The organism is Plantibacter lichenum, from assembly GCF_050587525.1.
GTDB lineage: Bacteria > Actinomycetota > Actinomycetes > Actinomycetales > Microbacteriaceae > Plantibacter.
The window spans coordinates 208969-227687 of sequence record NZ_JBOBFT010000004.1; the positions used below are offsets into that span (position 1 = coordinate 208969).

17 protein-coding genes are annotated in these 18719 nt (G+C 67.1%); 9 read left to right on the top strand and 8 right to left on the bottom strand.

The window, feature by feature from the left end; genetic code table 11:
- Positions 1-25: 25 nt before the first annotated feature.
- Positions 26-484: a GNAT family N-acetyltransferase gene (locus ACQ3HB_RS07745; RefSeq protein WP_430919254.1), complete on the bottom strand. Its 459-nt coding sequence runs from the start codon at positions 482-484 to the stop codon at positions 26-28.
- 68 nt (positions 485-552) lie between these two features.
- Between ACQ3HB_RS07745 and ACQ3HB_RS07750 the strand changes: the two genes are divergently transcribed.
- The 4 genes from ACQ3HB_RS07750 (at position 553) to ACQ3HB_RS07765 (ending at position 4992) form a co-directional block, all read left to right on the top strand.
- Positions 553-1050: a GNAT family N-acetyltransferase gene (locus ACQ3HB_RS07750; RefSeq protein WP_430919255.1), complete on the top strand. Its 498-nt coding sequence runs from the start codon at positions 553-555 to the stop codon at positions 1048-1050.
- Between the two features lie 570 nt (positions 1051-1620).
- Complete coding sequence (locus tag ACQ3HB_RS07755; protein WP_430919257.1) at positions 1621-2958, top strand: ABC transporter substrate-binding protein; 1338 nt, start codon at positions 1621-1623, stop codon at positions 2956-2958.
- 136 nt (positions 2959-3094) lie between these two features.
- The gene (locus ACQ3HB_RS07760; protein ID WP_430919259.1) at positions 3095-4033 is read left to right on the top strand and encodes a carbohydrate ABC transporter permease; all 939 of its coding nucleotides are present in this window, start codon (positions 3095-3097) and stop codon (positions 4031-4033) included.
- On the top strand, positions 4030-4992 hold the full coding sequence (locus ACQ3HB_RS07765; protein ID WP_430919261.1) for a carbohydrate ABC transporter permease: 963 nt from the start codon (positions 4030-4032) through the stop codon (positions 4990-4992). The genes ACQ3HB_RS07760 and ACQ3HB_RS07765 overlap by 4 nt, the downstream gene beginning before the upstream one ends.
- An 81-nt stretch (positions 4993-5073) precedes the next feature.
- Here ACQ3HB_RS07765 and ACQ3HB_RS07770 read toward each other — a convergent pair whose 3' ends face one another.
- Positions 5074-5727 (bottom strand): HD domain-containing protein, encoded by a 654-nt coding sequence (locus ACQ3HB_RS07770; RefSeq protein WP_430919263.1) that lies wholly within the window; start codon positions 5725-5727, stop codon positions 5074-5076.
- A gap of 227 nt (positions 5728-5954) precedes the next feature.
- Here ACQ3HB_RS07770 and ACQ3HB_RS07775 point away from each other — a divergent pair, with 227 nt between their 5' ends.
- Positions 5955-6950 (top strand): GlxA family transcriptional regulator, encoded by a 996-nt coding sequence (locus ACQ3HB_RS07775; RefSeq protein WP_430919264.1) that lies wholly within the window; start codon positions 5955-5957, stop codon positions 6948-6950.
- A gap of 62 nt (positions 6951-7012) precedes the next feature.
- Here ACQ3HB_RS07775 and ACQ3HB_RS07780 read toward each other — a convergent pair whose 3' ends face one another.
- The 4 genes from ACQ3HB_RS07780 to ACQ3HB_RS07795 form a co-directional block, all read right to left on the bottom strand.
- Positions 7013-8074: a lysylphosphatidylglycerol synthase transmembrane domain-containing protein gene (locus ACQ3HB_RS07780; protein WP_430919266.1), complete on the bottom strand. Its 1062-nt coding sequence runs from the start codon at positions 8072-8074 to the stop codon at positions 7013-7015.
- An 85-nt stretch (positions 8075-8159) separates the two neighbouring features.
- Entirely contained in the window at positions 8160-8921 is a 762-nt protein-coding gene (locus ACQ3HB_RS07785; RefSeq protein WP_430919268.1) for a glycosyltransferase family 2 protein, read from the bottom strand.
- A gap of 126 nt (positions 8922-9047) precedes the next feature.
- Positions 9048-10658, bottom strand: coding sequence for a glycosyltransferase (locus tag ACQ3HB_RS07790; protein ID WP_430919269.1), 1611 nt, complete (start codon positions 10656-10658; stop codon positions 9048-9050).
- Between the two features lie 127 nt (positions 10659-10785).
- Positions 10786-12540 (bottom strand): ABC transporter ATP-binding protein, encoded by a 1755-nt coding sequence (locus ACQ3HB_RS07795; RefSeq protein WP_430919271.1) that lies wholly within the window; start codon positions 12538-12540, stop codon positions 10786-10788.
- Between the two features lie 79 nt (positions 12541-12619).
- On the opposite strand from ACQ3HB_RS07795, the gene ACQ3HB_RS07800 reads away from it, so the two are divergent.
- Together ACQ3HB_RS07800 and ACQ3HB_RS07805 are read left to right on the top strand one after the other, a co-directional pair.
- Entirely contained in the window at positions 12620-13900 is a 1281-nt protein-coding gene (locus ACQ3HB_RS07800; RefSeq protein ID WP_430919272.1) for a glycosyltransferase, read from the top strand.
- 2 nt (positions 13901-13902) lie between these two features.
- Positions 13903-14682, top strand: coding sequence for a PIG-L deacetylase family protein (locus tag ACQ3HB_RS07805; protein ID WP_430919274.1), 780 nt, complete (start codon positions 13903-13905; stop codon positions 14680-14682).
- A gap of 54 nt (positions 14683-14736) precedes the next feature.
- On the opposite strand, the gene ACQ3HB_RS07810 is transcribed toward ACQ3HB_RS07805, so the two are convergent.
- Positions 14737-16032, bottom strand: coding sequence for an MFS transporter (locus ACQ3HB_RS07810; RefSeq protein ID WP_430919276.1), 1296 nt, complete (start codon positions 16030-16032; stop codon positions 14737-14739).
- A gap of 152 nt (positions 16033-16184) precedes the next feature.
- Here ACQ3HB_RS07810 and ACQ3HB_RS07815 point away from each other — a divergent pair, with 152 nt between their 5' ends.
- Positions 16185-16952, top strand: coding sequence for a DeoR/GlpR family DNA-binding transcription regulator (locus ACQ3HB_RS07815; protein WP_430919278.1), 768 nt, complete (start codon positions 16185-16187; stop codon positions 16950-16952).
- 248 nt (positions 16953-17200) lie between these two features.
- Positions 17201-17623, top strand: a complete 423-nt coding sequence (locus tag ACQ3HB_RS07820) for a DUF805 domain-containing protein (protein ID WP_430919280.1) — start codon at positions 17201-17203, stop codon at positions 17621-17623.
- 6 nt (positions 17624-17629) lie between these two features.
- On the opposite strand, the gene ACQ3HB_RS07825 is transcribed toward ACQ3HB_RS07820, so the two are convergent.
- Positions 17630-18619 carry an ABC transporter substrate-binding protein gene (locus ACQ3HB_RS07825; RefSeq protein WP_430919424.1) on the bottom strand — a complete coding sequence of 330 codons (990 nt, stop codon included), beginning with the start codon at positions 18617-18619 and terminating at the stop codon, positions 17630-17632.
- Positions 18620-18719 lie beyond the last annotated feature (100 nt).

Below are 18719 nucleotides of genomic sequence, written 5' to 3' on the forward strand. Positions count from 1 at the left end.
GGTCACTGAGCCTGTCGAAGTGCGCTCACCCCAAGCGGAGCAAACCCGCCTCGGTCGGACGGAAACCGCACTCGCGATAGAAACCGGACAGGCGCGGCTCGAAGTCGACGTGCAACCAGGAACAGCCCGCCTCGGCGACGACCTCACGGAGCCGCAGGACGAGCGCACGTCCGATGCCGCGGCGCTGTACAGACGGATCGACGATCGTGTCGAGCAGGAACGCATGCTCACCGCCGTCCCAGACCGCGTGCACGAACCCGACGAGCTCGTCGTGGCCCGCCCGACCAGCTTCGAACGCACCGATCCACGCGACGCTGTGCCGCTCGAGGCGGTGCGCCCACGGCACAGGTTCCGCGGCCTGCGCAGCGGCGAGCTGCCCGGACGCGCCGAATGCACGCTCGTGCAAGCGCGTCAACACCGCGTCATCCACGGCGAACCGCACCCGCAGCTCGATCGCGTCCCGAACACCGTCGGTTGGTTCCATAGCGAAACATCCTGCCATGGAGGAGGTTCCGGCTGCGGTTCCGACCCGGCCTTCGGCAGACTGTGGGGATGCCAGATCAGACGAACCCGGCCCCACACGTCCGCGATGCGACGATCGACGACGTCGAAGCGATCGGGCGGATCCACTTCGCGACGCACCTGGAGACGTACTCGGACGTGTTCCCGGCCGGGAGCATCGAGGCGTTCCCGCCCGAACGCCGAGCGGAGATGTGGCGTCAGGTGCTCGAGAACGGCTGGGGGCGGTTGTGGGTCGCGGAGGCCGACGGGAGCGTCGTCGGGTTCGCATCGGTGTCGGCTCCGCGTGACGAGGCGCCCGTGCGGGACATCGAGTTGGGGGCCATCTACCTCCTTGCCTCGCACCACGGATCCGGGGCAGGGCAGGCCCTCCTCGATGCGGCACTCGACGGCGGACCCGCATCGCTCTGGGTCCTCGCCGACAACCCGCGCGCCAGAGCGTTCTACGCCCGGAACGGCTTCGTGCCGGACGGTGCGGAGAAGAACGACGAGCAGTTCGGGAACGTGCACATCGTCCGGCTGGTCCGGTAGACGGCAGACAGACAGACAGACGACAGGGGCCCGACCGCGCAATGCGGCCGAGCTCCGCGGCGTGCGACGACGGGCGACGAGAAGGTGAACCGTGAGGTCGAAGGTGAGACGGAAGCTCAGAATTTTCTGGGCGAATCTCGTTTCCGCCAGGTTCACAGGTTCTTGGATAAACATACGACCTTTGTCACGTCAAGCTGATGTTCGAACTTGAACGAAAACGGCGTACTTCCTGGATTCCGCGGGGGTTCATCCACTCGATGGAGGAACTCGCGTGATCCAGATGCCCGCAAACACCGGATCAATCCATCGGACGTCTGAGCGAACGCTCAGCTCATGTCAGTACATGAGGACAAATACCGATGTAGGCTGGAGAGCGCCTTCCGGAAACATCCCAGAAACCCGCTTGACTTCAGGGGTTCCCAGGCCTATAAATACGAAAGTCATATTGTCCTTACTTAAGTCCCAACGGTGGGTAACGAGGCCTCATCCACGGGATCTGAGTAGCGCTGTTCTTGCACTCCTCCTGACTCGCCCGCAGACGCGGACGGGTTGCCCCCCGAAAGGATCACCTTGAGCACCACACCACGCACCATCATGCGGGGCCTGGCCATCGCAGCGACCATCGCCGCCGTGGCCACGACCGCAGCCTGCTCCAGCCCCGCCGACTCCGGAAGCGCAGCCGCTTCGTGTGAGCCCGCCGGCAAGCCGGTCACCATCCAGTACTGGAACTGGGTCTCCGGCATGGACAAGGTCGTCGACCTCTGGAACAAGAAGAACCCCGACATCCAGGTCGAACTGAAGAACATCTCCAATGACGCCTACGGCACCATCTCCAACTCCCTGAAGGCCGGCCAGGCGCCCGAGCTCGCGCAGGTCGGCTACGACCAGCTCGCGAACCTCCGCCTCCAGGACGGCTTCGTCGACGCCTCCAAGTGCGAGGACGCCGTCAAGGCCAAGTCCGACTTCGTGCCGTGGACCTGGTCGCAGGCGACCTTCGGCGGCGAAGGCGTCTACGCCATCCCGCAGGACACCGGCCCGATGGCGCTGTACTACCGCGCGGACCTGTTCGAGAAGTACGGCATCGCCGTTCCCACCACGTGGGAGCAGTACGAAGCCGCCGGCAAGGCCCTCAAGGCGGCCGACCCGAACCTCTCCATCGCATCGTTCGACCTGAACAACGCTGAAGCGTTCAACGGTCTGCTGTGGCAGAACGGCGCCAACATGTACAGCTACTCCAACGACAAGTGGAACGTCGACGTCGACAGCGCCAAGACCCGCGAGGTCGCGGACTACTGGCAGAAGCTCATCTCCGACGGCACGGTCCGCACCGACCTCGCGAGCGGCTCGACCCCGCAGTTCGCCGCCTTCGAGAAGGACGAACTCGCCACGAACGTGTCCGCAGCCTGGGGCTACAGCATGCTCCGCGACAACCTGCCGGACCAGTCCGGCAAGTGGCGCGTGGCTCCGCTGCCGACCTTCGCTGCAGACAGCAAGGCCTCCGGCAACTGGGGCGGCTCGACCGTCGCGTTCATGAAGGGCAACAAGCACCTCTACGAGTCAGTCAAGTTCAACCTCTGGCTGAACACCGACCCTGAGGCGCTCGCGCTCGAGAACTCGCTCGGTGGCCTCTACCCGGCCGCCAACGCCGGCCTCGAACTGCCCGCCCTCACGGCAGGCGTCGACTACTACGGTGGACAGAAGATCTTCGACGTCTTCAAGGACGCCTCGAACAACGTCAACCCCGACTTCACCTGGGGCCCCACCCAGAAGACGGTCAACGTCGCCCTCCAGGACGCGATGGCCAAGTCGGTCAACAACGGCGGTTCGCTCAGCGACGCGCTCAAGGCCGCTCAGGCCAAGGCGATCTCGTCGATGAAGGACCAGGACATCCCGGTCAACGCCAAGTAGTCGAGCGGCGCAGCTCCACCAGCACCATCAGCTCCACGAGCAGTACAAGCTCCACCAGCTCCACAGAACCGATCCGGTGCGGGACCCAGCGTCCCGCACCGGATCACCCACTCCCCCAGCTTGGAAAGAACGTCCCATGACCACCACCGCGACGGCGCCGGCCGTCCTGCAGGATTCCAGACGTACACGGCACACGCCTGGACCGAAGGCGAAGACGATCGTCCTCTTCCTCCTTCCGTTCTTCGTGCCGTTCGTCCTCTTCTACGTCGTCCCGATCTGCTACGCCCTGTGGCAGAGCTTCCTGGTGGTGCAGCGCGGGTCCGGACAGTTCGGAACGAGCACCACCGTCTTCGGCGGCTTCACCCAGTACGCGGCCGTCCTGCAGAACCCCGAGTTCTGGGGCAGCATCGGACGCATCGGCCTCTTCGGCGTCGTCCAGGTCCCACTCATGCTGCTGATCGCCCTCGTGATCGCGCTCCTGCTCGACTCCCCCTTCATCAAGGGCAAGGGCTTCTTCCGCATCGCGGCGTTCATGCCGTACGCGATCCCGGGCGTCATCGCCGCCATCATGTGGTCGTTCCTCTACCACCCGCAGCTCTCCCCCATCGTCGATGCCCTGGCCTCGATCGGCATCAAGGCCGACTTCCTCGGCGCCGGCGCGATCCTCTGGTCGATCGCCAACGTCTCGACGTGGCTCTGGACCGGCTACAATATGCTCGTGATCTTCTCGGCGCTGCAGGCCATCCCCCAGGAACTGTACGAAGCCGCCAAGCTCGACGGCGCGAGCAACTTCGCCATCGCCGTGAAGATCAAGATCCCGATCATCGCCCCCGCGATCGTCATGACGACGGTCTTCTCGATCATCGGAACCCTGCAGCTCTACACGGAGCCGACGGTACTCGCGCAGATCTCCTCGAACATCTCGAGCACCTTCACCCCGAACATGCTCGCGTACTCGCTCGCCGGCGGGAACAACTACCCGCAGGCCGCGGCCGTCTCGGTCCTGATCGCGATCGTGACCTTCGTCCTGAGCTTCGGGTTCATGAAATTGACTTCGCGTAAGGCAGCACTGTGACCACGACAACGCCGAACCCCCAGCAGTCCACGCCCCCACAGGCCGCGACGAAGGCAGCAGCCAAGCCGCAGCGCTGGCAGACGATCCCCCGCCAGCAGAAGCTGCAGCCGGGTCGTGTCCCCAAGGAGAGCACGGTCTCCCGCATCGCGTCCATGAGCTTGATGATCATCCTCGCGGTGTACTTCCTGCTCCCGATGTACTGGCTCGTCGTCGCCGCCACGAAGCCGCAGGGCGACCTCGCGTCGACCTCCGGCCTCTGGTTCTCCAACTTCAACCTGTTCGAGAACCTCGGCACGCTCTTCGCACGTCAGGACGGCATCTTCCTGCAGTGGGCGCTCAACAGCCTCCTCTACGCCGGTGGTGGCGCCCTCGTCGGAACGCTCATCTCGGCGATGACCGGCTACGCGCTCGCGAAGTTCTCCTTCCGAGGCCGTGAAGGCCTCTTCGGGGTGATCCTCGGCGGCGTCCTCGTGCCGACGACCGCACTCGCGTTGCCGCTCTTCCTCCTGTTCTCGCAGGTCGGGCTCGTCAACACGTACTGGGCGGTCTTCCTCCCGAGCATCGTGAGCCCGTTCGGCGTCTACCTGGCTCGGATCTTCACGGCGGGCGCGGTTCCGGACGAGATCCTCGAATCGGCGCGCATCGACGGCGCCGGGGAGTTCAGGATCTTCTTCCAGGTCGCCTTCCGGCTGATGGTCCCCTCGCTCGTGACGGTGTTCCTGTTCCAGTTCGTCGGCATCTGGAACAACTTCTTCCTTCCGATCGTGATGCTGCAGAACGACCGCCTGTACCCGATCACGCTGGGTCTGTTCAACTGGAACGCCTCCACCGCTCGCGTGCCGGCACTGCAGGAGTCGGTCATCACGGGTTCGCTCGTGTCGATCATCCCGCTCATCATCATCTTCATCTCGCTGCAGCGCTTCTGGAAGACGGGCCTCGCGTCCGGCGCCGTGAAGTAGCGACGGCGCCTGCTGTACGGCGAAGGGCGGGACATCCTCGGATGTCCCGCCCTTCGCCGTTGCCCTGTGCGCCGGACGCCGTTACTCGGCCCAGTCGCTTCCCCGGATGATCTCGACGAAGTCGTCTCGGACGAAGGACGGGTCGGCGTGCGCGAGGACGTCGGCGTTGACGTTACCGAACGTCGTGTGCGGGCGCCGCATGTTGCCATCGGTGAACGCCTGCAGGATCCGGCGCTTGAAGTCCGGCCGCGGGTGGGCGGCGGTGACGTCCGCGAGGAGCGCCTGCTCGAGGTCTCGATACCCGATGCCGAGCACGTCCGTCTCGACCCCCGCCGTGACGAGGGCGATCTCCGGCGCGAGATGCTCTGGAACGCCCGGCGTCGTGTGGAGCGCGATCGCGAGCCACACCGTTTCCGCATCACCGGCGCTCAGGCCGTGCTCGGTCAGGAACCGCTTTGCCGCATGCGCGCCGTCGATCTCGAAGCGGAGCGCTCCGTCCGCGTCCGATCCGGAGCCGTATGCGTCGGTCAGTCCGAGGTCGTGGAACATCGCACCGACGTAGAGGAGTTCCGGGTCCGGCTGCAGACCGAGGCGTTTCCCCTGGAGCGAGCCGAACAGGAATACCCGTCGCGAGTGGTTGAAGAGCAGCTCGTCCGTCGCAGCCCGGACGAGGTCCGTCGCGTCGCGGACCAGTTGGGTGTCCGGGATCGTGATCCCGGCGATCGTCTCCGACATGGGTGTTCTCCTCTTCGTCGAGCCGCGCTCATCCCTGTGATGGCGGGCCGTACGTCGAGCCTCGCCGAAGCAGGGTGCCGACCTCTATGTCCGAACAGACGCAAGAGGCGTACGATCGGACATCGGCTGGCATCCGGCGGAGCACGACACCGCCTGACGCCGCGCGGCCCCGCACACCCCCTAGCTCAGCACGCCCCATGACCCCGCACAAATGATCCGAGGACACGATGGCCCACCACACGGCGAGTCACGACAGCCGAATCCACCGCGTCGGCATCATCGCCTTCGACGGCGCGCAGCTCCTCGACGTCACCGGACCGACCGAGGTCTTCCATCAGGCGAACCGACTCGGCGCCGACTACCGCGTCTCGATCCTCGGCTGGGACTCGCTCGAGGTGGACACGTCGTCTCACGTGCGGTTGCGGGCCGATGCCATGAGCACGGACAGCCATGCCCGTCCGTTCGACACGCTCATCGTGAGCGGGGCGGACGAGCTGCCGATGCTGCCGTCCGGCACCGCGGTCCGGGAGCGGATCGACGCCATCACGACCGACGCGTCCCGCATCGCGTCGATCTGCACTGGAGCTTTCCTCCTCGCAGGCGCCGGCTACCTCGACGGCCACCGGGCGACGACCCACTGGCGCCACGCCGAAGCCCTCCGACGACGGTTCCCCCTCGTCGAGGTCGCTCCGGACGCCGTCTTCGTCCGCAGCGGCCGATTCGCCACGAGCGCCGGCGTCACCACGGGCATCGACCTCACCCTGTCACTCGTCGAGGACGACCACGGTCCGGATCTCGCCCGCGACGTCGCCCGTGAACTCGTCGTCTTCCTGCGTCGCCCCGGCGGCCAGTCCCAGTTCTCCGTCCGGCAGCGCGTCCCCGAGACGACCGACATGCGTCTCCGTCGGCTCGTCGACGAGATCACCGATGAACCGACGGGACGACGCACCGGCGGCCACACGGTCGAATCACTCGCGGCCAGGGCGTCGCTGACGACGAGGCATCTCCGTCGCCTGTTCCAGACCGAGTTGGGCGTCTCTCCCGCGACATTCGTCGAACAGACACGGACGGAGGCCGGGCGCATGCTCCTCGAGCAAGGCGCGAACGTGACGGAGGCCGCCAGGACAGCAGGTTTCGCGAGCGATGAGGCGTTCCGTCGTGCCTTCCACCAGGAGCACGGCGTCACGCCGTCGACGTATCAGGCGCGCTTCCGACGGACGTGAGGCCGACGGACACGAGGCAGGCGGAGGTGAGGCCAGTCACCTCAGGCCGACAAGCGGAGCGTTCAGGATCGCGAGTCGAGGTGGCGCACGCGAATCGGCGGGGCGCCGGAGCGCAGCACGCTCTGCTGGTAGAACCCCCACCCGAACACGATCGTCCCGAGCAGGAGCACGACCCGAGCGAGCACGACCGCAGCGATCGTCGTCCCCTCGGGGAGTCCCCCCGACACGAGCACGGCGATGAGCGCGACCTCGTACGCGCCAAGACCGTTCGGCGTCACGATGACGATGCTCGCGAGTGTCGCCAGGCCGTACGCCACGAGCACGAGGCGTGGATCCGGGACGACTCCGAAGGCGCTCAACGCGATGAAGAACAGTGACGCGTCCGCGAGATTCGTGACGGCTGACCAGAGGAACGGGCGGAGGAGCGTCGCCGGGCGTTCGCCGAGCGCCCTGACCTCGAGGTACAGGCCGTCGAAGTAGCGGACGACGGGGACGCTGCTCAGTGGGTTCGGACGACGGAGCAACCGCAGCACACGATTGGCGAGTGCGGTCACGAGTCCGGCCGTGCGATGCAGGAGCCGCCTGCGCCGGAGCAGGACGACGCCGACGGTGGTGCTCACGAGCGCGAGGGCACCGACGAGCGCTGCGGCCCCGAGGACCTGTGGACTCCCCTCACCCGCGAGGACCAGGGAGACGGTGGCGGCGGTGAGCAGCACGCTGAAGGAGATGAACGTCACGGCGAAGCGGGCGAGTTGCGCGACGGAGGCTCGTTCCAGCGAGACCCCGAATCGCCCGAGTTTCCAGGTCGTGTAGACGATGCCCGCGGCACCGGCCGACGGGAGCATGTGGTTCGAGAAGTTGAACTCCAAGGACATGCGCATCGCGGTGAGCGGATGCATCCCCCGGAGCTCGCCTCGCGAGCGGAGGAAGGAGAACATCGTCTCGCCCGTGACCCAGTAGCTCAGCAGTTGCACGGGGACCAGGAGCAGCAGGACCCACACGTCGACCCGTGCGAGGCTGTGGAATGCATCGATGATGTGGTTCCAGGACCCGGCGACGAGTGCCGCCACCAGTGCGAAGGTGACGATGCTGATCCAGATCCGGGCACGGCGGTACCAGGGCACCGGGCCGGCGGCGGTCGGAGCGACAGCATCTCCCCTGTGCCCATCAGCATCTCCCCTGTGCCCGTCAGCATCTCCCCCGCGCCCGTCAACGTTCGTCACGTCGCACCCACCGTCGGGGGTTCCCGTGGCCGTGGCGAGTGAGCGTCAGGCTGTCCGTCCGGTAGTACCTCGCGAGCTTCTCCCGGTCGATCGAGCGGAACAGCCGTGCCTTCACGAGGAGCCGTGGCACGAACACGATGCGATGGCCGGTGCGGAGGAGCGCGATCGTGAGGTCGACGTCCTCGCTCACCTCGTGGTCCCCCATCGCGATGAGCCTGCGAGCCGACCGCCACGCGGATCGCCGCATGGCCCCGTTGAATCCATAGACCATCGGCCGGACGCCGATGCTGCGTTCGTGCCACCAGCGGAATCCGCGGTACCACCAACCGCACCACAGCAGTCGTCCCGGCGAGAGTTCCGCGATCGTCGCCCCTCCGCCGATCGCGTCGAGCGCGGCCCGTCGGTGGAAGATCGACCTGATCCGTCCCATCCAACAGCTGGTGACGATCGTGTCGGCGTCGATGCGGGCGATGATCTCGCCGCCAGCCTCGTCGAATCCGGCCGTGCGCGCGTAGGTCACCCCGCTCCTCGGCTCGGTGACGACGCGGACGCCGGGGAACCGCGCCGCGATCTGTGCGGTCGCGTCCGAGCTGCCGTTGTCGACGACGATGATCTCGTCGGCTGGGTCCGGAGCTGTGGTCAGCGCAGTGAGGCATCTGGCGATGATCCGCTCCTCGTTGAACGCCGGGATCACGACCGTCACGGTGGGGAGACCGTCGATACGTCTCGGCAGGTCAGTCTGAGTCATTGTTCGAGTCCTTCGATGAGCAGTGGTGATTCCTCCGGAGCGGACGGCGGAGGAGTCGGGTGATGATGAACGCGGACAGCGTCCCGAGCACATGGGCGAGCGGGTTGGTGCACGTCATCACGGTGGTCACGCCGCCTGGAGCGCGGGCGCCGCAGGACGATGCGCACCCGGACTCAGCGTCCGGACGAACGTCTGTGCGGCACGGTCTCGGCCGCTGAAGGCCGTGATGGAGCACGCCGCGGCCGCGCAACAGAGGAAGGCGATCGCCGGAGCCACCGACTGCGTCACGAGCAGGGCGACCACGATCGCGACGAGTGCGACGCCCGCTTCGAGTGCTGCGGTCGCACGCCATCCCTTCGTGGTGCGCCCCTTCGGTGTGACCGCGAAGACGGCCCTCGCGCCGAAGGCGACCCTTGCTGTGGAACGGATCGTGACCCAGAGGACGGACGCGAAGAGCGCGAGCGCACGACAGAGGAAGACCACCGCGCTGACGGGATGCCCGGCGCCGATGCGACGCATGGTCTCGCCGAGGAATGGGGCGACACCGCACATCGCGAGGGACGCGCCCATCCAGCCCGGCATGATGGCGCCACCGTCGGGACCGAGCGGGAGCAGCCCGCCGAGGAACATGATGATCGCGAACGCGGCACCGGCCGGAGCGATCACCGTCTCGAGCAGGAGATCGATCTTCTGAGCAGCGCTCAGACGGGAGCGGAGGATCGTCGACGTGTACCGGCCGACGAACTCGGTGGCACCCTCGATGAACTTGCCGTGTTGCTTCGTGAAGGCGTGGTAGTCGACCGGGTAGTCCTCGCTGCTGACGAGTTCCGGGGCGTAGACGATGTCGAACCCGGCCCGCTGCAGCTCGAGGCTGAACGCCAGGTCCTCCATCACCATCTCGGGGAACCCGCCGACCGCTTCGACGCACTCGGCGGTGATGAGGGCTCCACGCCCCATGAAGAAGGAGAAGCCGTGGTTCGCGCGCACGAGCTGCGTCACCCGGACGTGCGTCTCGAACATCTGGCCGAACTCGTCGGCGAACCGCGACTGGCCGCGGTGGGTGCGATGACGGCCCTGCACGACCCCGACCACCCGTGTCGCGCTCTCCCGGGAGAGCCGGTCGAGCGAGCGCTCGACGAAGTCGGGCTGGAGTACTTCATCGCTGTCGAGGATCACGAACGCGTCGTGCGTCGGCTTCGTCGAGAAGAAGTGGTTGAGGTTACCGGCCTTGTAGCCGGTGCGCTCGGCGCGGCGGACGACCTGTGCGCCGGAGACGCGCGCGAACTCGTCGATCTCCGCCTGCTTGCCTGGATCGCTCGAGTCGTCGAGGATGACGGTGCTCACGCCGGGGTGCGTCTGGCGCATGGAGGCCGAGAGCGCTTGCGCGTCGAAATCGTTCGCGGTGCAGTACAGGAGCGCGACGTGCGCCTGCGAGATCGGTTCGCGCTGTGCCGATCGTTCCCGCTCACGCCCGCGTTGCGTCCTGGCCACGAACGGGTAGGCGATGAGGATGCCGATGGTCCGGAGGCCGCCGAGCCAGACGGTCCCGACGAGGACTCCGATGAGGGCGACGACGGCGAACCCGAGCCATCCGTTCACGCCGGTCGCGAGCGCGATCCCGATGGTGGCCGCGACGATGAGGGCGACCCAGATGACGAGAGCGGCGACGCCGATGAGACGATCACGCCGGGACGGAGCGGTGGTTCGAGAGGACGCAAGGGTGACTGATCGACTCATGCACCCAGTCTGCGCGTGTACCCATCTAAGTACATGATACTCCAGTACCATCTTCGGGAAGGCGCGCTGGAACCACGGAACAGGTCAGCGAGGCGCGACCGAGCGAAGCCGAACGCGGCGGCGATCCCTACAGCGCCTGAGCGCGGTGCAACGCGGCGTACCGCCCATCGGCGGCGAGCAGCTCGTCGTGCGAGCCGACCTCGACGATCCGACCGTGGTCGATCACGACGATGCGATCGGCTGAGCGAATCGTCGAGAGCCGGTGCGCGACGACGAGCGTCGTCCGGTTCCGCATGAGACGGGCGAGGGCCTCCCGGACCTTCGCCTCGGATTCCGCATCGAGCGCCGAGGTCGCCTCGTCGAGGAGGAGCACCCGCGGGTCGCGGACGAGCGCCCTGGCGATCGCGAGTCGTTGACGCTGCCCTCCGGACAGGCGCGCTCCGCGTTCGCCGACGATCGTGTCCCAGCCCTGATCCATCGCGTCGACGATCTCCAGTGCGTTCGCATCGCGGAGGGCGTCCACCACACGGTCGTCGTGCACATCGGTGAGTCCATAGGTCACGTTGTCGCGAACGGTCCCCTCGAAGAGCACGGAGTCCTGCGGCACGACGGAGACCGAGGAGCGGAACGTGCGGAGGTCGAGCGTCTCCATGTCGACGCCGTCGAGGAGGATGCGGCCGTCGGTGGGTCGGAGGAAGCCGAGGACGAGGTTGAGCAGGGTCGACTTCCCGGAACCGGACGGGCCGACGAAGGCGACGGTCTCCCCCGGTCTGATGTGGAGGTCGACTCCGTCGAGAGCTGGCGACGACGTCGGCTCGAACCGGTACCGGACGTCCTGCAGCTCCAGCTCGCCGCGGACCTCACCGACCGCTCGTTTGCCCTCGTTCTGCTCGAGGTCCGGCTCCTCCATGACCTCGGCTATCGAGCGGATGGACTCGATGCCCTTGCTCATCACGGGGAGCAGGAGCAGCAGTCCCGTGATGCCGCCCGTGAGGATCGTGAAGTAGGTGCTGAGGAGGACGACCTCACCGGCCGTGATCGAGACGATCCCGCTGATCGAGATCGCAGCGGCGGCGATGAGTGTGCCGAACGCCAGGACCTGCATCGCCACCCAGGTCGCCGAGCCGAAGCGGCCGTTGAGCATGTCGAGCGTGAAGCCCGCGCTCCGCACGCCCTCCGCCGCAGCCGCGACACGCGTCTCGGCGACTCCCTCGAGACCGTGCGCCCGCGTGATCGGCATAAGCGTCGCCATCTCCCCGACCCGCGCCGAGAACTGCTCGACCTCGAGCCGGAACCGTTCGTTGCGTCGGTTCGCCCGGAGTCGGACGGTCGCGTAGAGGACGACCGAGATGGGGACGGTGAGCGCGAAGACCACGATGAACTGCGGCACGAGGATCGCGGTGGTCGTGATGGCGCCGATGAGGACGAACACTGCCGAGAGCGCCGGCTGGCCCGACTGCTGCAGCATCAGCTCGATGTTCTCGACGTCACGGACGACTTTCGTCTGGATGACCGATGCGCTCGCCCGTGAATGGAACCCGATCGACAGGCTCTGGAGCCGCGATGCGAGTGCGTTGCGGAGGTCTGCTCCGAGGTGCCGGACGGACCCGCTGTACAGGCGAGTCCAGAGCACGTGCATCGGATAGTTCTGCACGATCACGACGATCGCGATGCCTCCGTACAGCCACAGCTTGTCGAGCGGGCCGCGGGCCACGACGATGTCGATGATCGCCGAGGTCAGGATCGGCATGAGCCAGAGCGGGCTGTCCTTGACCGCGAACACGATGACGGCGGGGATGAGACGACGCTTATGCTGCGCCAGGAGACGGATGAGGGTGCGCACGGGGCGCCTGCCGTCGATCGTCTCGAGATTGCTCTTCACGGCTCCCAGTATGGTGGTACGCAAGTGGTATCACCACCTCACGGCGACATCGATGTTCAGTGGCCGTTAAGCTCGGCTTGTGCCCCACGAGTCAACTCCCCTTCGCATCGCCATGGTCTCCCTCCACACCTCTCCGGGCGATGAGCCCGGATCCGGTGATGCCGGAGGCATGAACGTCGTCGTCCGCCACCAGGCCGATGCGATGGCTGCAGCCGGTCACACGGTCGATCTCATCACCCGCCGCTCCTCCGCCGAGCAGCCCGCTCGGGTCGAACTCGCCGAGCGTGTCACGCTGTGGTTCGTCGACGCCGGGCCAGCGCACCCCGTCCCGAAGGGCGACCACGAGGGGTTCATCGCCGACTTCGAGAGCGGATTGGACGTCGTCCTCGCGACGATCCGGGCTGAGGCCGGATCGGCGGGCGGCGTAGAGGGCGGTTCCGCCGTCGGCACCGACCTGATCCACTCGCACCACTGGTTCTCCGGCATGGCGGGCCTGCCCGTCGCCCGCCGTCTCGTCATCCCGCATGTGCAGAGCTTCCACAGCATCGCAGCGGACGAGTCGACTCCGCTGTCCGCCGGCGAACGTCCGGAATCCCCCGGTCGCCTCGCGGGTGAGGCGTGGCTCGCGCAGCAGTCCGATTCCGTCGTGGCCATCAGCGAAGCGGAAGCCGAGACCGTCATCACACGCCTCGGCGGTTCTCCGGATCACGTCGCCGTCGTCCCGCCCGGCGTCGATGGAGTCCTCTTCCACCCGCGCGACGCCGATGCTCCGAGCGCTGCTCCGTCGGATCGTGGGTACGCGATCGTCGCAGGTCGCCTCCAGCCCCTCAAGGGCTTCGACCTCGCGATCGAGGCCATCGCCCACGTTCCCGCGTCCATCCGCCCGGAACTCGTCGTCGCGGGCGACGTCTCCGCCGACTACGACGAGTACATCGCCGAGCTGTCCCGCCTCGCCGCGGCCGACGGCATCGAGCGCGAGGTCCGATTCGTCGGCCCGCAGTCGCGGTCGGGCCTCGCAGCCCTCCTCCGCGATGCTCGACTCGTGCTCGTCCCGTCCCACTCGGAGACCTACGGTCTCGTCGCCCTGGAAGCCGCCGCGAGTGGCGTCCCCGTCGTGGCCGCTGCTTCCGGTGGTCTGCGTGAAGCGGTCGTCGACGGCGTGACCGGCGTTGTGCTCGACACACGCGACCCGGAGATCTGGGCCGAGACCATCACCCGGATCCTCGATGACGCGACGCTCGCGCGACAGCTCTCCGCCGCGGCACGGCAGCGCGCCGAGCTCTTGGACTGGGAGCGGTCGGCCGATGGTCTCGTCTCCGTGTACCGTCAGCTCCTCGAGACGCCGGTCCTCCGCTCGTGAGCGTGCTGGACGATCTCGCCGGGCAGGCAGGTTCGGGTACAGCCGAACCGATCACGGTGCTCCTCGCCCACGCGCATCCGGACGATGAGACCATCGCGACGGGCGCGCTCATCGTGGAACTCGCTGCACGTGGCTTCCGAGTCGCCCTCGTGACCGCAAGTCGGGGCGAACGCGGTGAGGTCGTCGCCGGCCCGTTGTCCGCACTCGCCGGCACGGAGGAGCTCGCGCACGAACGGGAGCGCGAACTGCAGCGCGCCACGGCGATCCTCGGCGTCGACGAGCGCTTCTGGCTCGGCAAGGCCCCCGCCCGAGCCGCCGGACGCGGCGACCGCGTCTACCGTGACTCCGGGATGTCCTGGATCCGGCCGGGCCTCGCAGGCCCCGCTCCCGACATCGACGACGACGCCTTCGCGATCGCCCCGATCACCGAGGTCGTCGACGACCTCGAGGCGCTCATCGCTCACGTCCGCCCCGCCCTCATCATCAGCTACGACGACGGCGGCGGCTACGGGCACCCCGACCACGTGCGGATGCATGAGGCGAGCCTGCTGGCGAGCCAGGAGCTGGGCGTCCCGTTCGCCGAGGTCGTGCAGACGAGACCGGACGTCGAAGCCCGTCACACGACGACCCTCGACTGGTTCGATCTGGCGGAGCACCTGCCGACGGTCACGGCTGCACTCCGCCATCACGCGAGCCAACTCACCGTCGTCGGCACCGACATCGTGCACTCCGGTGGTCAGCGCGAGCCGATCACCACCTCACTGGGCCTCCGACTGCACTGAGTGGGACTGCACCGAGTGGGACTGCACCGAGCTGCTCTCCGCGAGCCCTTCGCCTCACACCGAAGTGGACACTCGGCCCTTCGACTTCGAGGACGACACGATCGGCGCGAGGAAGACGCCGAGCACGCAGAAGGCGATCGGCAGGATGAACGCGAGGGTCAGACCGATGACGCCGCCCAGGAAGCCGATGACCGCGGGGCCAGCGAGGATGCCGATGTAGCCGGCGCCGACGACTCTGGACAACGTCACACCCGACGTCGCCGCATCGAGGTTGCCTGCTGCCGTGAAGATCTGCGGAACGATGCCGGACATGCCCACACCGAAGAGCGCCCAACCCACGAGGGTCAGCGGGAACACCGGCGAGACGACGACGAGGAGCATGCCGAGCGCAGCGGCCGCCGATCCGTATCGCACGACGTTGACGGCGCCGAACGCGTGGGATACCCGGTCGGCGCAGAGGCGACCGATCGTCATCATGATCGCGAACGCTCCATAGGCGAGTGACGCGGCGGCCTCGGGCTGGGCGAGGTGTTCGACGGCCTGCAATGCGCTCCAGTCGTTCGCGACGCCTTCCGAGAGCATGAGCAGGAACGCGAGCGTCGCGAGGGCGAACACGCGACGCTTGATGTTGACGGGAGGCTTCGGTGAAACGGGCACGGCGCTGCTCTCATCGCCCTTGCCTGCCGCAGGCGATGCGTGGACCGCGGCGTCGGTCGTCGCCTCAGTGGCGTCGGCAGCCGCCTTCTGCGTTTCGAAGCCTCGTTCGTCGGCTGTCGAGAGGAGCATCGGCGCACAGAACGCGGCGAGCACCGCCCCGAGGACGGCAGCGCCGAGGAGCGACCAGTGCAGGTCGAGTCCGATCGACTGCGCGAGCGCACCCAGGAGGGCTCCTGCCGCTCCGCCGAAGGAGAAGAACGCGTGGAACGCGGACATGATCGGTCGGGGATACTCGCGCTCGACCACGACGGCCTGGTGATTCATCGCGACATCGGCCGCCCCGTTCCCGAGTCCGAAGACGAAGAGGGCGATGCCGAGCGTGATCGCGTCTGTTGCGAGTCCCGGCAGGTTCACGGCGACGATCATGAGGATGACGCCGGACATGGTCGCGAAGCGGCTGCCGAGCTTGTCGATGATGACACCGGTGATCTGCATGGCGATGAACGAGCCGAGCCCGAGCAACAGGATCAGGCCGCCGAGGACCGCGTGCGACACACCCGTCTGCTCCTGGATCGCCGGGATGTTGACGAGCCAGATCGCCATCAGGAAGCCGACGACGAAGAAGATGCCGAACACGCCGACGCGTGCGCGGCGGAGGCGCGGTGTGATGCCCTGGCTGACGGTGGTGGTCATGGATGAATGCTCCGTGGTGGCTGTGCGGGGTGGGCGGGTCTTGTGGGTCGCGCGGGTTGCGGTCCATCGAGCCCGGCTCCTGATTCCCTCGAAGATACACGAATCAGTCAGAATATGCTTTCGTTTGATCAGATTCGTTGTATGTTTGACGCATGAGCGGAAACACGCGTCACGAACAGATCCTCGATCGCCTGAGCCGCGACGGCCGAGTCGACGTCGCCGTCCTCGCCGACGAGCTCGACACCTCCGAGGTCACGATCCGCCGCGATCTCGATCACCTCGCGCAGGTCGGTGTGCTTCGTCGCATCCGCGGTGGTGCCGTCAACCTCATGATGCGCGGCGAAGGACTCCCCTTCGCGATGCGCGGACTGGATGCGAGCTCGGTCAAGGAACGCATCGCAGCGGCGGTCAGTGAGCTCATTCAGGACGGCGAGGCCGTGACCGTGGACAGCGGGACGAGTGGCGCGGCAGTCGCTCGAGAGCTCGCGAGCCGACGACTGACGGTCATGCCGTTCTCCGTTCAGGCGATCGCGAACCTCTCCGGAAGCACGTCCGTCACCCTCATCCTCCCGGGCGGCACCGTGCGCGCCGACGAGGGGTCCATCGTGGGCCCGCTCGCCGAGGCGTCGCTTCGATCACTCCGCTTCGACACCGCCGTTCTCAGCTGTTGCGGCTTGTCAGCCATCGACGGAGTGATGGCGTACGACCTGCAAGACGCCGCAGCGAAGCAGGCGATGATCGGCTCGGCTCGTCGCGTCATCACCGTCGCAGAGGGCGCCAAGTTCGGGCGTTCCGCGATGGCGGTCGTCTGCGATCCGTCCGCCATCGACATCCTGGTGACCGACGATTCCGCCCCGGAGGACGCTCTCGCCGAGCTCCGCGCCCAGGGCGTCGACGTCGTGACGGTCCCGGCCCACTAGCCGCGTCTCGCAGATTCGGCACTGGGTCTGCGAGGCGCACCCCCTTCCCTCAGGCCCGAACCATGGAACGACCCTGCGTTCCGCGCCACGCGCCCCACCCCGCCGAGAGGCCTACACCACGGACCCCGCACCCGGCCCCTGAGCCCGTCGAAGGGCAACCCTCCCGCGCGCCGCATCCCGGTCACTGAGCCTGTCGAAGTGCACGAGCGCCACGACACAGCACCCCGCCCTTCGATACAGTTCTCCTCATGACAGAGCCGACTCCGCCGAGCGCCCCGAGCCCGTACACGACGATCTCGACGACCTCGACGACCTTCGGCGCAGCGATCAGCATCGCGTTCCGGAAGTACGCGGACTTCTCGGGCCGGGCGAACCGACCCGAGTTCTGGTGGTTCATCCTGTTCGTCGCCCTCGTGAGCAGCGCCCTCGGCGCCCTCAACCTCACCACGCCCAGCGGGGTGATCTCGATCGGTTCGAGCCTCGCATCGGTCTGGGCGATCGCCACTGCGCTCCCGACGCTCGCTGTCACCGTCCGTCGACTCCGCGACACCGGGCGAGCCTGGCAGAACGTGTTCTGGCTGCTCGTGCCGGTCGCTGGGCTCATCGTGCTCGCGATCTCCCTGAGCGAACCGTCGAAGCCGAGCACCCTCCCGCTGTCGCCCGCGAGCTGAGTACCCCTACTTCGTGACGAGCAGCTTCCGCAGGTCCTTGAGCACCTGAGCCGCACCGAGCGGCCCGAGGCCCAGGAACCACGTCCCGTCGTCGACGGCAACGGCCTTGTCCGCCTTCACCGCACTGAGCGTCGGCCAGACGGGACCGTCGAGCACCTGCTGCTCGGCTGTCGCGTCCGGTGAGCCGTAGCTGCTGTAGAAGATGCGATCGGCATCCGCCTGCTGAACGTTCTCGGGAGAGATCTCGATCGCGAGCTCATCGAAGTCCTGGTCCTTCGGCCTCGGAAGACCGACGTCATGCAGCACCACACCGATGAACGACTTGTTGCCGTACAGACGCGTCTTCCCGGGCATGAAGCGGAGCAGCGAGATCGTCGGCTTCCCCGTCACGTCCTTCTTGAGGTCCGCAGCCTTCTGGGCGTAGTCGTTGAGGATCTCGACGGCCTTGTCCTCATCGCCGAGGGCTTTGCTCGCGAGCAGGAAGTTCTCCTTCCACGGGAACCCGGGACGGATGCTGAACACCGTCGGGGCGATGGCGGACAGCTGAGGGTAGAGCTTGTCTGCGCGGAGCTGGCTGCCGAGGATCAGATCCGGCTTGAGTGCAGCGATCGCTTCGAGGTTGAGTTCCTGGATCTTGCCGACGGTCTCGATCCCCTTGACCTTGTCGGCGAGATACGCGGGCGTCGGGTTGGCTCCATCGGTCGTGGGGATGCCGACGGGGGTGACGCCCAGCGCGAGCACCTCATCGAGTTCGCCGGTGTCGAGCACAACGACTCGCTTCGGCTTGGCTGCGAGTTCGGTCGTTCCGGCCGCGTGGGTGATCGTCCGAGGGAAGACACCCGGCTTCGCGTCCGTTCCGAGCGCAGCGGTCGCTTCATCGGCGGTCGAGAACTTCGCGCCACCGGTCGCGACATCGGCGTTGCCTGCACCGGTCTTGTCGGTGGTCGTGGCACATCCGCTCAACAGCCCGATGACGGCGACCGATGCGACGACCATCGTCGCCACGGAACGAACCGGCCCTCGAGCAGCTGAGGCTCCGAGCCGACTCACAGGACTGGTGGCGTGCAGGCGCGACGAACGAGCGCTGAAAAGTGAT

Coding starts and splice junctions, on each gene's coding strand:
- ACQ3HB_RS07750 (WP_430919255.1), top strand. CDS start 553: ATGCCAGATCAGACGAACCCGGCCCCACACGTCCGCGATGCGACGATC.
- ACQ3HB_RS07760 (WP_430919259.1), top strand. CDS start 3,095: ATGACCACCACCGCGACGGCGCCGGCCGTCCTGCAGGATTCCAGACGT.
- ACQ3HB_RS07790 (WP_430919269.1), bottom strand. CDS start 10,658: ATGAGTCGATCAGTCACCCTTGCGTCCTCTCGAACCACCGCTCCGTCC.
- ACQ3HB_RS07775 (WP_430919264.1), top strand. CDS start 5,955: ATGGCCCACCACACGGCGAGTCACGACAGCCGAATCCACCGCGTCGGC.
- ACQ3HB_RS07810 (WP_430919276.1), bottom strand. CDS start 16,032: ATGACCACCACCGTCAGCCAGGGCATCACACCGCGCCTCCGCCGCGCA.
- ACQ3HB_RS07820 (WP_430919280.1), top strand. CDS start 17,201: ATGACAGAGCCGACTCCGCCGAGCGCCCCGAGCCCGTACACGACGATC.
- ACQ3HB_RS07825 (WP_430919424.1), bottom strand. CDS start 18,619: ATGGTCGTCGCATCGGTCGCCGTCATCGGGCTGTTGAGCGGATGTGCC.
- ACQ3HB_RS07785 (WP_430919268.1), bottom strand. CDS start 8,921: ATGACTCAGACTGACCTGCCGAGACGTATCGACGGTCTCCCCACCGTG.
- ACQ3HB_RS07815 (WP_430919278.1), top strand. CDS start 16,185: ATGAGCGGAAACACGCGTCACGAACAGATCCTCGATCGCCTGAGCCGC.
- ACQ3HB_RS07770 (WP_430919263.1), bottom strand. CDS start 5,727: ATGTCGGAGACGATCGCCGGGATCACGATCCCGGACACCCAACTGGTC.
- ACQ3HB_RS07745 (WP_430919254.1), bottom strand. CDS start 484: ATGGAACCAACCGACGGTGTTCGGGACGCGATCGAGCTGCGGGTGCGG.